Here is a 13,811-nt window from a genome sequence, read left to right as displayed (position 1 = left end):
ATATTGTATAATAACATATTAGAATTTTATTAAGTTACATATATATTGTGCCACTGTGTCTTGATTTATTACCTTGGCCTGGAAGGGGAATGAAGCAAAATAATGATGAAAATAGGATTGGATATAGGTTCTACAACAATTAAATGTGCTGTTCTTGACGATAATAATAAGCTGATATATAAAAGCTATGAGCGACATTATTCTCAGATAACTGAAAAAATTGCAGAAATTCTCGAGAATATCCGCAGAAATGTTAAGGGTGCTGAGAATGCTTATTTCGCAATGTCCGGTTCAGCAGGAATGGGCGTTGCTGAAAGCTGTGGAATAGATTTCGTTCAAGAAGTTTATGCAACTCGTGTTGCGGCAAATACATTTATAGAGAATACTGATGTTATTATTGAGCTTGGTGGCGAGGACGCAAAGATTCTTTTCCTTTCAGGTGGCATGGAAGTCAGAATGAATGGTTCTTGTGCCGGTGGCACAGGCGCTTTTATCGACCAGATGGCAATGTTACTCAATGTTCCTATGGACGAACTTAATGAACTTGCAAAAGAATGTGAAAAAACTTATACCATAGCATCAAGATGTGGCGTTTTCGCAAAGAGTGATATTCAGCCATTACTTAATCAGGGTGCTAAAAAGAGTGATATTGCAAAGAGTATCTTTGTGGCGGTTGTTAATCAGACTATTGCAGGTCTTGCACAGGGCAGAGAAATTGCAGGAAAGATTGTATATCTTGGAGGTCCGTTGACATTTTTGCCTGAGCTTAGAAAGAGCTTTGATGAAACCCTGAAAACAACAGGTATCTGCCCGGAAGATTCGCTCTATTATGTTGCTATGGGGGCGGCTTTGTGTGCAGATGAAAGAATAAACTTTGATGAGATTATCGAAAAGGTAAAGCATTACAGAGGAAGCGGAAACTTTGCTTTTAATAAACCTTTATTTGAAAATGAAAGGGAACTTGAAGAATTTAAGGCAAGACACGCAAAAGCAACTGTTGCAACGGGTGAACTTAAAGGATATACCGGCAAGGCATATATAGGAATAGATGCCGGTTCTACTACACTTAAAGCAACGGTTATTTCTGAAGATAAAAAAATTCTTTTCTCGCAATATCAATCTAACAGCGGTAATCCTGTTCCTATTGTTAAAGAAATTCTTGAAAAGATTTATGACATTAATCCAGACATAAATATAGTTTCTTCTGCTGTAACCGGATATGGTGAAGAAATTATCAAAAATGCTTTCGGAATAGATATAGGCGTTGTTGAAACAATAGCCCATCTGACAGCCGCAAAGAACTTTATGCCTGATGTTGAGTTTATTATTGACATCGGTGGTCAGGATATTAAATGTTTTAAAATTCATAATGGTGCAATCGACAATATCTTCTTGAATGAGGCTTGTTCATCTGGTTGCGGTTCGTTTTTGCAGACCTTTGCAAATGCTCTCGGGTATTCCGTTGAGGAATTTTCTAAGCTTGGACTACTTGCAAAACAACCTGTTGACCTCGGTTCTCGCTGTACTGTTTTTATGAATTCATCAGTTAAGCAGGCACAGAAAGACGGTGCAACAATAGAGGATATTTCTGCCGGTTTGTCAATCAGTGTTGTTAAGAATGCACTCTATAAGGTTATAAGAACTTCATCGGCGAGCGAGCTTGGAAAGAAAATTGTCGTTCAAGGTGGAACATTTCTCAATGATGCGGTTCTTAGAGTATTCGAGAAAGAAACAGGCAGAGAGGTTATTCGTCCTTGTATTTCCGGTCTTATGGGTGCTTATGGTGCGGCTCTCTATGCTATGAATAAATGCAAAGGTGAGGGAAAAAGCACTATTATAAAGCGTGAAGCTTTGAATGGCTTCTTCCATAAGATTGTTACCACAAATTGCGGACTTTGTAACAATAACTGTCGTCTTACTGTTAATACTTTCAGCGATGGTAAGAGATATATTGCAGGAAACCGCTGCGAGCGACCTATAACTAAGAAATCTCCTGATAATAGCTTTAATATCTATGAATATAAGAGAAATCTTCTTGATAGCTATAAGCCCGTAAATGGTTCAAGGGGAAAAATTGGTATCCCTATGGGACTCAATATGTTTGAACTTCTTCCTTTCTGGCATACTTTCTTTACAAAGCTTGGCTTTGAGGTGGTTCGTTCTCCATATTCAACAAGAAAACTTTATTTGAGCGGTCAGCATACTATTCCGAGTGATACTGTTTGCTTCCCTGCAAAGCTTATGCATGGTCATGTTCAGTGGTTAATTGATAATGGAATAAAGACAATATTCTATCCTTGTATGTCATATAACTTTGATGAGCATATGGGCGACAACCACTATAATTGTCCTGTTGTTGCGTATTATCCTGAAGTTATTCATGCAAATGTACGAGATATAGAAAAGGTAACCTTCTTCTATGAATATTTAGGAATACATAGAAGAAAGGAATTTCCTTATAAGATGCACGAACATCTCGAAAAGTATTTCGGAAGAATTGATGTTAAAGAAGTTAAGGCGGCGGCGAGAGCGGCTTATGACGAATATGAAAACTATCTTGCAAAGATTCGCGCATATGGCGAGGATATTATCAAGAGGGCAGAGGCTGAAAATAAGCCGATATTTGTCTTGTGCGGCAGACCTTATCACGCTGACCCTGAAATAAATCACGGAATTGACAGAATGATTGCAAGCTTTAATGTTGCAATAGTTTCTGAAGATGTAGTAAGCAATAAGGTCGATAAGTTCCCGACAACCGTTCTTAACCAATGGACATATCATTCAAGACTTTATTCCGCGGCAAAGTATGTTTCTACAAAGCCTAATATGAATCTTGTTCAGCTTGTTTCATTCGGCTGTGGTGTTGACGCTATTACAACCGATGAGGTTCGTGGAATATTGGAGCAAAACGGCAGGATATATACCCAGATTAAAATTGACGAGATCACCAATTTGGGTGCAGTTAAAATCCGTATCAGAAGTCTTTTAGCTACATTAGACGAGAATTAAATTGATTATAATTGCTTAGTGTAGGATTTTGGAATTAAATCGAAATTTGAAGTGGAGTTATGGCATCAAGTAAAGAATATCTACAATTTATTTTAGAACAGTTATCATCATTAGAAGAAATCACATATCGAGCAATGATGGGAGAATTTATTATCTACTATCGTGGCAAGATTGTGGGTGGCGTTTATGATAATAGATTACTTGTAAAACCAACAAAATCGGCAATTTCTTATATGCCAACAGTTTCGTATGAGTTGCCGTATGAAGGTACGAAAGAGATGTTGTTGGTAGATGAGGTTGATAATAAAGAGTTTTTGACAGGCTTATTTGACGCAATATATGATGAATTACCAACACCAAAATCTAAAAGGAAAAAATAGAGAAATTTCAGTTTATATGACTTAAAATATATCTTGACAGTGACCTATCACAGAAAGGAATGGTAATATAGACTGGCAAAAATTCATTTCTCGCTGATTAGAAATGTTTTTATTCAATATGGTGCAGCTGCATTAGACGAGAACTGAATCAGTTTATTACAGATGAATGTTTAGTGCAAAGTTTTTGAATTAAATCTAAATTTATGGAGGTAATACAATGGAAAACAAGTGCGTCAAATGCGGAGGAGAATTGGTGACAGGTCACTTGATAGCTGGGACATGGCTCGTTGAATTTATTCCGTTATGTGATGAAAAGAAACTCAAGCGTAGGCATTTAAAGGTGATTTGTGATACCTGTGTTGAATGTGGGAACATTGAGAATATTCGTGTAGAAAAGCCTGAAACTTTGAAATAAGTTCCAGTTTATTTGACTGAAAATAAATTAAAATATATCCTGACAGTGACCTATTACAGAAAGGAATGGTAATATAGACTGGCAAAAATTCATTTCTCGCTGATTAGAAATGTTTTTACTCATTATGGCATAGCTACATTAGACGAGAATTAAATTGATTATAATTGTTTAATATAAGATTTTTGAGTTAAATCGGAGTTAGTGGGGGTATTGACAATGAAAGGGATAATACTTTATACATCTAAATATGGGGCGACAAAGCGTTATGCTGATTGGCTTGTAGAAGAAACGGGATTTGATTGCATAGAAACCAAGAAAGCGAAAATAAAAGATATAATGCAATATGATGTAATTATTCTTGGAGGAGGAATATACGCTTCAGGAATTGCAGGTTTATCTTTTCTCAAAAAAAATATAGGTCAGCTTAATAAGAAAAAGGTGGTAGTTTTCTGTGATGGCGCTTCACCTTATGAAGAAACAGCATTTCAGCAAATTGTTTCTCACAACTTCAAGGATTCCTTGAAGGGTTTACCTTGCTTTTACTGTAGAGGTGGTTGGGATATGGAGGCAATGAGCTTTGGTGACAGAACTCTTTGCAAAATGTTACAGAAAGCTGTTGCAAAAAAGAAACCGGAGGATTGTGAAATTTGGGAAAAAGCTTTAATGGAAGCAGGAGATAAAAAGTGTGATTGGACTGATAAGTCATATATTGTACCTATTTTGGAAGCAATAAGCTAAATTTCAGTTTGTCCGACTGAAAATAAATTAAAATATATCTTGGTAGTGACCTATCACAGAAAGGAATGGGAATATAAAATGGCTAAACTTGTTTATGATAAAGACGGCAGACTTATTTTTACTAAGGAAATGAAAAAGGAGTATACTATACTTTTGCCGATGATGGCAAAAATTCATTTCTCATTGATTAGAAATGTTTTTACTCAGTATGGCTATAAGAATGTTCTGCTTGAGGACGACGGACCTGAGATTGCACAGGTTGGCTTGAAGTATGTACATAATGATACCTGCTATCCTGCACTTCTTGTTATCGGACAGTTTATCCATGCTCTTCAAAGTGGTAAATACGATATAAACAAAACTGCTCTTATGATTACACAAACAGGCGGAGGATGTCGTGCATCTAATTATATCCATCTTTTGAGAAAGGCTTTGAAAAAAGCGGGGTTTGAAAATGTTCCTGTTATCTCTCTAAATGTTTCCGGCTTGGAAAAGAACAGCGGCTTTTCTCTTACAGTTCCTATGATTAGAAAAGCTCTTGCCGGTCTTGTTTATGGTGACGCTCTTATGCTTTTTAATAACCAAACAAAGGCTTATGAAATAAACAAAGGTGAAAGCGATGCTTTGGTTGAGCAGTGGATTCAAAGACTTTCTGATGAAATGGAAAAAGGTGATGGCTATTCATCGTCACATCTCAAGAGAAATCTTGATAAAATAGGTGAGGAATTTGCTCAGATTCCGCTTAATAAAGTTAAAAAGATTAAGGTTGGAATAGTTGGAGAAATTTATGTTAAATATTCTCCGCTTGGTAATAATCATCTTGAAGATTTCTTACTTGAGCAAGGCTGTGAGGTTAATGTTCCGGGTATTATGGGCTTTGCAATGTTTAAGGTTGATAACAGACTTGAAGACTATAAGCTCTATGGCGGAAATAGAATAAAGTTTAATGTTCTTAGTGAAGCTATGAAGTACCTCACTAAGATGGAAGGCTATATCATAGAAAGTGCAAAAAATCATGGTTTCCATGCGCCAGCAAGTTATGCAGAAACAAAAGAAATGGTTAATGGTTTGATTGGATATGGCAATAAGATGGGTGAGGGCTGGCTTTTGACAGCAGAAATGGTTGAGCTTATTGAGAGCGGATATGAAAATGTTGTTTGTGCTCAGCCTTTTGGTTGTTTGCCAAATCATATCTGTGCAAAGGGAATGGTTAGTGCAATTAAAAAGAAAAATGAGAAGGCTAACATCGTTTCAATAGACTATGACCCAGGCGCACCAAGAGTTAATCAGGAAAACAGAATTAAGCTTATGCTTGCTGTTGCCAAAGAAAACCTCAAGTCTGAGGAAGAAAATAAGACAAAATTCGAAAAACAGGTTGTAACAAAATAATCTATAAGCATAGCGTGAGTTTAGTATAAATTAAAAGTTTCGCCCAAGCCTTTTCAAAGGCTTGTAGGTCAAAGGCAATGCCCTTGTCGTCGTCCGCAAACGGCGAAATGCTTTATACTTCTTAAAGCACAGGAGGGTAGAAAAACATTCCAGTGGAATGTTTTTCGTAGATAACCCTCGCAAGGGGTTCCCTGAAGTATATTGATACTTTAAATTTAATGTTTTTTAAGAATTATTACGAACTAAAAACTATTATCAAACTTGTGTTAAAGTAAAAATCCACCGATAAGGCTCTTTTGGCTTTATCGGTGGATTTGTTATTTATTTAAAAATTTTATTCTTTTTTAAGAAGTCTTTTATAGAGCAATTCAATAAAAAATGCTCCAAGTGGTGCAGTGATTAGTATTGAAAGTACGGCAACTGTCAGAACTATATTTCCACAAGAAAGTCCCATTGTAAGAGGAATAGAGCCTATTGCAGCCTGAACTGTTGCCTTTGGGCAGTAAGCTATCATACAGAATATTCTTTCTTTTTTGTTTAGCTTTGTTTTTATAAGGCATATAAGTACACCAATCATTCTGAATACTAATACTCCAAAGATAAGTAAGATTGCCATAATTCCTGCTGAGAAAGCATATTTTATATCAACTGTTGCACCAACAAGTACAAATAACATAAGTTCAGCGGCAACCCATAGCTTTGAGAATTTTATGGATATTCGTTTAGATGCGTCTGAACGGATTTTTTGTAGAGAAATGCCAATACCCATTATAGCAATTAGTCCTGAAATTGGAACGATTCCTTTAAGGCTATTTTCTAATGTAACAAGCAGGAATGATATACTCAAAATTATAATTACTTTGATTGAATCTCTCATATGTACTTTTTTGAAGAAAAATCCAAGAATTATTCCTATTAAGATACCAAGTCCTATGCCTAAAATTATTGAAATTGGTACTTGTATAAGGCTTATAGGAGAAAAGCTTTCTCCTTGTGCAAGTCCTGTGAAAGATGTAAAAAGTACAATTACAAATACATCGTCAACAGATGCTCCAGCCATGATCATTTGTGGGATACTTTTATCCTTGCCATAGCCAGTTTCGATTAACTTTAGCATTTTTGGAACTATAACTGCTGGTGAAACTGCGGCTACAACTGTACCCATAATTAAGGCATCAAGTATTGATATGCCTAAAAGTGTTGGTGCAAGCAGAACCATTCCTATAATCTCAAAGCAAGCTGGCACAAAGCACATTAGAATAGCTGGTCTGCCTACTTTTTTAAGGGAATTTATATCGAGATTAAGTCCTGCACGAGTGAGTATGATTATCAATGCTATTTGGCGTAAATCTGATGAGATTGAAAGAACAGATTGGTCGATTAGGTTTAGTGCGTATGGACCTAAAATTATTCCTGTGATAATCATACCAAGGAGTGGCGGAAGCTTGATTTTTTGAAAAATTGAACCAAGCAGAAGTCCGCATAAAAAGATGAGAGCTAAACTTGTAAGCATAAAAACCTCCAAAAATTTTATTTTAGGGAACAAAAAAAGCCAATGACTCTGCAAAAATGCAGAAGTCATTAGCTTAATAAGCGGTTTTGGCAAAGCCAAGGGAGAACCTCATTCCCTTTATTAAAATTATTTTAGCATAGCTTTTTCAAATTGTCAAATGCTTATCTTACAGTTTAGGCTTTATATAAGTATAAGTTATGAAATAATTAATGTGAGTTTGATAAAAATTAAAAGTTTTGCTCAAGCTTTTAAAAAACTTGCAGTTTCCAAAGGCAAAGTCTTTGGTCACTCTCCGCAGATGGCGAAATATTTTATACTCCCTAAAGCGCAGGAGGGTAGAAAACATTCTATTGGAATGTTTTTCGTAGTGAACCCTCGCAGAAGGTTCACTGAAAGATAAATGTTGACCAAAACTTTGATTTATTATGAACTAACAGATATAATCAAACTTATGTTAATTATATTTAAAAAGTTATCACAAACAAATTTGATCATTGTGATAACTTTTTAATTTTTTATCTTGGCTCTTTAGTTGAAAGGAATTTTAATTCCTTATTATAGAGAGTAACGAAGAAAATTACCGAAACGATGATTGATAGTATTTCTGCAAGCGGAAAAGCAAGCCATACATATGTTACGCCGAAGAATGAGAGAACATATGCTATTGGAAGAATAAGACAAAGCTGTCTGAGTAGGGAAATTATAAGTGAACGGATTCCTCTGCCAACAGCTTGGAATACTGTTGAGAACATTATACCAACTGCCGCAGGTAAGAAACATAGGCTGATTAGTCTTAATGCAGGAATTCCTATGGTATACATATCATCTGTTGCACTGAACATTGCTAAAAGCTCTCGTGGAAATATCTGAAAAATTATAAGCCCTATGCCCATAATTGTTAGAGCTATGAAAAGTGAATATTTCAAAGCTTTAAGAAGTCTGTCTTTATTCTTTGCTCCGTAGTTATAGCCCATAATAGGCATAACGCCATGTGTTAGGCCAAAAACCGGCATAAATATAAATGATTGGAGCTTATAATATACACCGAGAACATTAACGGCAGTTATGGAAAAACCTGTGAGGATTAGATTTAATCCAAAAATCATAAATGATCCTATGCTTTGCATAACGATTGATGGTAGACCTACTCTATATACATCTACAATAACTTTCCAGTCTATTTTTTTGAAAAAGCTGAAATCAATTTTTACACAGTTTTTTCTGATGAAAAGTACAAGAAGTGCAAAAATCATTGAGAAAATCTGTCCTATAACAGTGGCAATAGCCGCACCTTTAACACCTAAATCAAAAGTGAAGATGAAAATAGGGTCAAGGATAATATTTGTAACCGCACCTACAAGCTGAAATGCCATAGGAAATACTGTATTTCCTGTGCCTTGCAATGTTTTTTCTATATTTACTTCTACGAAAATGCCAATAGAAAAAATAAATACAATGCTAAGATATTCAACGCTATATTGATATGTTTCCGGGTCGTTTGTGAAAACGGAAATCAGTGGGTGGACTGCGAAAATTCCCAAGAACAAAAATATAAGCCAAGAAAAAATTCCTAACATGAGGCTATAAGTTGCTGTTTTATCGGCCTCATGTTTTCTGCCTTCACCAAGTCGCCTTGAAACAAGCGAATTTATTCCTATGCCGGTTCCAACGGCAACACTTGTCATAAGGAATTGCATAGGAAATGAGAGATTGACAGCACCGAGAGCGGCCTCACCTTTCATAGAAACAAAAATACTGTCTACGATATTATACAATGCTTGAACGAGCATAGAAAACATAGCAGGCAGTGCCATAGACATAATAAGTCTGAAAAGAGGTGCTGTACCCATTTTATTTTGTTTTAATTCATTTGTCTTTTCCATTCTTTCTCCTTTTGAGTTTTAAAAAATATTTTTACAATCCTCAACAATTATACAACTTTAAAATTGTCATTTCAACCGCAGTATATGGTATATAAGTATAAAAAGATGGTAAAAGTTAAAAATTAGTTATTTTATATGAAGTAATCGAGAAATTTAGAAAAAAACTAATTAAATTGTCGAAATTATATTGAAAAATAAGAATAAAAATGTTATAATTTAATTGTATATTGAAGGTTTCAATATAACCCTTATGAAAGGAAAATTCTCGAAACGGAGAATAATATTTGATTATGTCTGATAAAGTTAAAGAATTTTTCGTTAATACCCCAAAATATAATGAGGATAAGGATTTTGAAGCTTATTCATCAATAACACTTGCGATAAATTTGTTATTTATAGTTAACGTTTTACTACATTCTGTCTATCTTGTTGGTTTTTCTGTATTGAGTCTTAACAATCTTGCAATTGTGGAAATAATAGATGTTACGCTATATGCGGCAGGGGTAATATTTATTAAATATGTAAAATGGTCTTGGATACCGTGTCTTATTTATACAATACTTGAAACTTTTGTTCATCAAATTATGTGTTTATTACTTTTTGGTAAAGAAACAGGTTTTGAGTGTTTATTCATACCCATAATTATAATTTCTATGTTTATAAATGCAAGTAATAGAATACTTGCTTATTTAAGAGATATAGTTGTAATTCTTGCTTGCTTTGTTTTTGTTTTTTTCTCAATAATTATGAGAGATTACGCTCCACAATATACTATTATACACCTTCCGGATTGGTTTGCACTATCACTTTTTATACTTAATTCTCTTGCAAGTTTTCTGATTATGGGAGTATTTACACATAAAATATTTCTTTCTCTCGAAAAACTCAGAAAGTCTCTTAATTCTAAGGTTGACCAAAAGGAAACACAGATTGATACCTTGCAGAATAAAATTATAATTAGCTTTGCGGATATTATAGAAGCTCGTGATGGCAGTACAGGTCAGCATGTTAAGCGTACAAGCGAGTATGTGGAAGCTATTTTATATGAGCTTAAAAGAGAAGAAGATTTTGACGATATTCTTACACCTGATTATATGCATAATATAATTCTATCTGCACCACTTCACGATATTGGTAAAATTACTATTCCTGATGCCATATTGAAAAAGCCGGGCAGACTGACTGATGAGGAATTTGAAATTATTAAAATGCATACTGTTAATGGAAAAATGCTTCTTGAAAAATCTCTTGGAAATCTTGAAGACGAGGAATTCCTTAATATTGCAAAGGGTGTTGCGGCATATCATCACGAGTGTTGGGACGGTTCGGGATATCCTTATGGACTTCGTGGCTCGGAGATTCCGCTTGCTGCAAGAATTATGACAATAGCCGATGTTTTTGATGCTATTGTTTCAAAAAGGTGCTATAAAGACGCTATGAGTTTCGATGAAGCTTTTGATTTGATAAGGCAACAGCGTGGTAAAAAGTTTGACCCTGTTATTACAGACGCTTTTCTTGAAATAAGAAAACAGATAGAGGTTATAGCAAGAAATTATAGATAGTTGCCATTTTATGAGCGTTGACAACTTTAAAAATAAGTGTTAGAATTATTAAAATAAATTGTTTAGAAAAATGAATGGAGTGACGCACTTCCTGTCGCTCCATTTTTTGTGCTATATTGTGATTATTGCATAGCGATAGTTTAGTCTTGCTATGCCTTATATAGTTGGAGGAATGAAAAATGCCTATAAGAATACAAAGTGAGTTGCCGGCTTATGAAGAATTGATTTCTGAAAATATCTTTGTTATGACTATGGATAGGGCAAGCACACAGAATATAAGACCTATTCGTATAGCTATACTTAATCTTATGCCAACAAAAATAGAAACTGAAACTCAACTTCTAAGGTTGCTTGGAAATAGTCCATTGCAAGTGGATATTGAACTGATGCAAGTTGCATCTCATGTTCATAAAAATACACCACAGGAACATCTTACTAATTTCTATAAGACTTTTTCAGAATTGAAAGATGAATATTTTGATGGAATGATTATCACTGGTGCACCAGTAGAGAAACTTCCTTTTGAGGAGGTTGACTATTGGGAGGAACTTTGTGATATTATGGAATGGTCGAAAACTCATGTCTTTAGTACATTGCATATATGTTGGGGTGCTCAGGCCGGACTTTATTACCACTACGGTATACCGAAATATGAATTTGAGGAAAAGCTTTCTGGTATTTATAAGCACAAGGTTACAGAAGTTTTCCACCCTCTTATGAGAGGCTTTGATGACAGATTTCTTATTCCACATTCAAGATATACAGGTGTGCACCGTTCTGATATAAGAAAGCATAAAGAGCTTATTATTCTTGCGGCATCTACTCTTGCAGGTGCGGCTATTATTGCAAGCAGAGATTTTAGAAGAGTATTTATACTTGGTCATGCAGAATATGATAGAAATACTCTTGCTAACGAGTATTTTAGAGATTTAAAGCGTGGTTTAAGACCTGAAATACCTTATAATTATTTCCCTGCTGATGATACTTCTGCATTACCTCCGATTACTTGGAGGAGTAATGCAACACTCTTTTATACAAACTGGCTTAATAATGTATATCAGGAAACACCTTATAAGCTTGAGGATATTCAAAATATTCCGGTTGGAATTTATGAGTAATAATATATTTATAGAACTGCTTGACTAATTTTTAGTTGAGCAGTTTTTTTACTTGACGAATACGAACTAATGTTCTATAATTAAATTAAGGAGATAAATTATAGAAAGGGTAAAAAAATGGATAAACTTATTATATCTTTAGAAGATTTAAGCGACAGACAGCGTGAAATTGCTGAGATTGTTGGAATAGAAAACTATATTAAGCTTTCAAAACGTTTTGGTGGCGAAGATTCGATTTATATACAGAAATATTCTGAGATTATCAAGGTAGTGCGTAATAATGAAATTCGTACAAAGTATAACGACGGTCATAATATTTCTGAACTTGCTAAAAAATATAATCTTTCTGAAAGGTATGTTCGCAAATTGTGTCATACTAAAATTTGAGCGGAACGATATTTAAGAAATAATTCCACTTCAATATTTCTACACAAATAGTGTATCATTAAATTGTAAGGTTTAGTGATACACTTTTTTGTATTTATTTTAGATTAAGGAGAAAATATGAAATTAGAAATTACACGAGGTACAACGATATCGTTTATTCTGATTATTCAAAATGATGATGGGACGATATATCATCTTGAAGATGGAGAAAATCTTATTTTTGGAGTGAAATTTGATATAGAAAGTGATGAGTATCTTATAAAAAAGGTAATTACAGCAGAAAACAGAGAAGAAAATGGTTACTTGATTTCGCTTAAACCTGAAGATACTCAAAAGATGGAATTTAAGGATTATCGCTATGATATAGGCTTACAAACGAATCAAGGGGAATATTATATGATTGTTTTATGCAGTCCTTTTATTGTTAATAAGGCTGTTACTGCAAAGGAGTGACATTTTTATTGTTAGGAATAATAAAAAAACAAGGCGAAATTCTGGGTAAGCTTGAAAAGCTTAATGAAAAAATAGTATATAAAAGTGACCACAGAATAGTGACTGAGGATTTTGGGAAAAGAATTATGAGGACAAAAGTGAATGTAACACAAATTGTGTATGAAAGTGAGGAAACAGAATGAGTTACATAAATAAATCAATAAGCATATACGGCACGGATAAAGACTTTATAAAAGCCGTTGTCGATGAATTAACATCAGCAGACAGCAGAATAGTTTGCGAAACAGACATTGACGCAGAGTTTGCAAATGAGGATGCATCACACAAGGTGACGGTAATTTTTGATATGAATGGTTGCTATAAACTAAGATTTGTCAGAGAGGCAAAATCTCAGTCGGTAAATTATTGGTATATGGAACAGGTTGTAAACGATACCGTTACAAACGGTGCAAAGGTATATTACAGTAATACACTTTATAACATTGATGCTGTGGCAACAAGAACTTGGAAAATGATTTTCGTATCGAATGATAACGCAATAGCTATGATATTTGGAAACTATAATTCTGATATGACAAATAGTTACAGTTACAATGTTTTTTCTTATCATGAAAATGGTTTTAATGTCGTATCGTTAATTCCAAATGAACCGGCTGCGTCAAAGCCGGCATTATCGGCAGAACTTTTGAGGACGGACGAGAGCAACAAAAATGAGGTTTATAAGATAAGTGTGAATCGCTTGAATTACTCAAGGGGTGAAGAAGTTGAAATCATAGGGAGTAAGGTGCTGTTTAAAAGCGATATTGCGGAACACGATATGAAAAATGTATGTGATTGCTCTAATGTTACAGCCGGAAACGCTTTGCTTATTGATAATAACAAATATTTTAGTATAAATTCTAATACTCTAATTAAGGCTTAAATTATAAAATGGACGAGTCGAAAAGGCTCGTCCATTTTGTCT

Annotated in this window: 13 protein-coding genes and 1 riboswitch; of the genes, 11 read left to right on the top strand and 2 right to left on the bottom strand. The window is 34.5% G+C overall.

Annotation, left to right across the window (positions count from 1 at the left end; translation table 11 throughout):
• The first annotated feature begins 105 nt into the window (after window positions 1–105).
• The 5 genes from ACLU24_RS08475 to ACLU24_RS08455 all read left to right on the top strand — a co-directional run bounded on the left by ACLU24_RS08475 (window position 106) and on the right by ACLU24_RS08455 (window position 5,931).
• Window positions 106–3,009 carry an acyl-CoA dehydratase activase gene (locus tag ACLU24_RS08475; protein ID WP_412612016.1) on the top strand — a complete coding sequence of 968 codons (2,904 nt, stop codon included), beginning with the start codon at window positions 106–108 and terminating at the stop codon, window positions 3,007–3,009.
• Window positions 3,010–3,068: 59 nt separating this feature from the next.
• Window positions 3,069–3,389 (top strand): TfoX/Sxy family protein, encoded by a 321-nt coding sequence (locus ACLU24_RS08470; RefSeq protein WP_412611873.1) that lies wholly within the window; start codon window positions 3,069–3,071, stop codon window positions 3,387–3,389.
• Window positions 3,390–3,606: 217 nt separating this feature from the next.
• The gene (locus ACLU24_RS08465) at window positions 3,607–3,804 is read left to right on the top strand and encodes a hypothetical protein (RefSeq protein ID WP_412611871.1); all 198 of its coding nucleotides are present in this window, start codon (window positions 3,607–3,609) and stop codon (window positions 3,802–3,804) included.
• Window positions 3,805–4,020: 216 nt separating this feature from the next.
• Window positions 4,021–4,542, top strand: coding sequence for a flavodoxin domain-containing protein (locus ACLU24_RS08460; protein WP_412611869.1), 522 nt, complete (start codon window positions 4,021–4,023; stop codon window positions 4,540–4,542).
• Between the two features lie 78 nt (window positions 4,543–4,620).
• On the top strand, window positions 4,621–5,931 hold the full coding sequence (locus tag ACLU24_RS08455) for a 2-hydroxyglutaryl-CoA dehydratase (RefSeq protein WP_412611867.1): 1,311 nt from the start codon (window positions 4,621–4,623) through the stop codon (window positions 5,929–5,931).
• A 334-nt stretch (window positions 5,932–6,265) separates the two neighbouring features.
• Here ACLU24_RS08455 and ACLU24_RS08450 read toward each other — a convergent pair whose 3' ends face one another.
• Both ACLU24_RS08450 and ACLU24_RS08445 read right to left on the bottom strand, forming a co-directional pair.
• Window positions 6,266–7,444: a cation:proton antiporter gene (locus ACLU24_RS08450; protein WP_412611865.1), complete on the bottom strand. Its 1,179-nt coding sequence runs from the start codon at window positions 7,442–7,444 to the stop codon at window positions 6,266–6,268.
• Between the two features lie 52 nt (window positions 7,445–7,496).
• A riboswitch (Fluoride riboswitch) is annotated at window positions 7,497–7,569 on the bottom strand.
• A 390-nt stretch (window positions 7,570–7,959) separates the two neighbouring features.
• Window positions 7,960–9,327, bottom strand: coding sequence for an MATE family efflux transporter (locus ACLU24_RS08445; RefSeq protein WP_412611862.1), 1,368 nt, complete (start codon window positions 9,325–9,327; stop codon window positions 7,960–7,962).
• A gap of 290 nt (window positions 9,328–9,617) precedes the next feature.
• Between ACLU24_RS08445 and ACLU24_RS08440 the strand changes: the two genes are divergently transcribed.
• From ACLU24_RS08440 to ACLU24_RS08415, 6 genes are all read left to right on the top strand, one after another.
• Window positions 9,618–10,889, top strand: coding sequence for an HD-GYP domain-containing protein (locus tag ACLU24_RS08440; RefSeq protein WP_412611861.1), 1,272 nt, complete (start codon window positions 9,618–9,620; stop codon window positions 10,887–10,889).
• A gap of 179 nt (window positions 10,890–11,068) precedes the next feature.
• A complete protein-coding gene (gene metA, locus ACLU24_RS08435) occupies window positions 11,069–12,007 on the top strand; it encodes a homoserine O-acetyltransferase MetA (protein WP_412611859.1) in 939 nt (312 codons plus the stop codon).
• A gap of 117 nt (window positions 12,008–12,124) precedes the next feature.
• Window positions 12,125–12,394, top strand: a complete 270-nt coding sequence (locus ACLU24_RS08430) for a Mor transcription activator family protein (protein WP_412611857.1) — start codon at window positions 12,125–12,127, stop codon at window positions 12,392–12,394.
• Window positions 12,395–12,511: 117 nt separating this feature from the next.
• On the top strand, window positions 12,512–12,847 hold the full coding sequence (locus tag ACLU24_RS08425) for a hypothetical protein (RefSeq protein ID WP_412611855.1): 336 nt from the start codon (window positions 12,512–12,514) through the stop codon (window positions 12,845–12,847).
• Between the two features lie 8 nt (window positions 12,848–12,855).
• The gene (locus ACLU24_RS08420) at window positions 12,856–13,029 is read left to right on the top strand and encodes a hypothetical protein (protein ID WP_412611853.1); all 174 of its coding nucleotides are present in this window, start codon (window positions 12,856–12,858) and stop codon (window positions 13,027–13,029) included.
• Window positions 13,026–13,769, top strand: coding sequence for a hypothetical protein (locus ACLU24_RS08415; RefSeq protein ID WP_412611850.1), 744 nt, complete (start codon window positions 13,026–13,028; stop codon window positions 13,767–13,769). Before ACLU24_RS08420 ends, ACLU24_RS08415 begins: the two co-directional genes overlap by 4 nt.
• Window positions 13,770–13,811: the final 42 nt, after the last annotated feature.

Source organism: Pseudoruminococcus sp. (assembly GCF_047012705.1).
Lineage (GTDB): Bacteria > Bacillota > Clostridia > Oscillospirales > Acutalibacteraceae > Pseudoruminococcus.
This window is presented reverse-complemented; position numbering and strand designations above follow the sequence as displayed.

Bases quoted from the DNA above. Each gene is read 5' to 3' on its own strand.
- ACLU24_RS08475 (WP_412612016.1), top strand. From the start codon at position 106: ATGAAAATAGGATTGGATATAGGTTCTACAACAATTAAATGTGCTGTT.
- ACLU24_RS08470 (WP_412611873.1), top strand. From the start codon at position 3,069: ATGGCATCAAGTAAAGAATATCTACAATTTATTTTAGAACAGTTATCA.
- ACLU24_RS08465 (WP_412611871.1), top strand. From the start codon at position 3,607: ATGGAAAACAAGTGCGTCAAATGCGGAGGAGAATTGGTGACAGGTCAC.
- ACLU24_RS08460 (WP_412611869.1), top strand. From the start codon at position 4,021: ATGAAAGGGATAATACTTTATACATCTAAATATGGGGCGACAAAGCGT.
- ACLU24_RS08455 (WP_412611867.1), top strand. From the start codon at position 4,621: ATGGCTAAACTTGTTTATGATAAAGACGGCAGACTTATTTTTACTAAG.
- ACLU24_RS08450 (WP_412611865.1), bottom strand. From the start codon at position 7,444: ATGCTTACAAGTTTAGCTCTCATCTTTTTATGCGGACTTCTGCTTGGT.
- ACLU24_RS08445 (WP_412611862.1), bottom strand. From the start codon at position 9,327: ATGGAAAAGACAAATGAATTAAAACAAAATAAAATGGGTACAGCACCT.
- ACLU24_RS08440 (WP_412611861.1), top strand. From the start codon at position 9,618: ATGTCTGATAAAGTTAAAGAATTTTTCGTTAATACCCCAAAATATAAT.
- metA (WP_412611859.1), top strand. From the start codon at position 11,069: ATGCCTATAAGAATACAAAGTGAGTTGCCGGCTTATGAAGAATTGATT.
- ACLU24_RS08430 (WP_412611857.1), top strand. From the start codon at position 12,125: ATGGATAAACTTATTATATCTTTAGAAGATTTAAGCGACAGACAGCGT.
- ACLU24_RS08425 (WP_412611855.1), top strand. From the start codon at position 12,512: ATGAAATTAGAAATTACACGAGGTACAACGATATCGTTTATTCTGATT.
- ACLU24_RS08415 (WP_412611850.1), top strand. From the start codon at position 13,026: ATGAGTTACATAAATAAATCAATAAGCATATACGGCACGGATAAAGAC.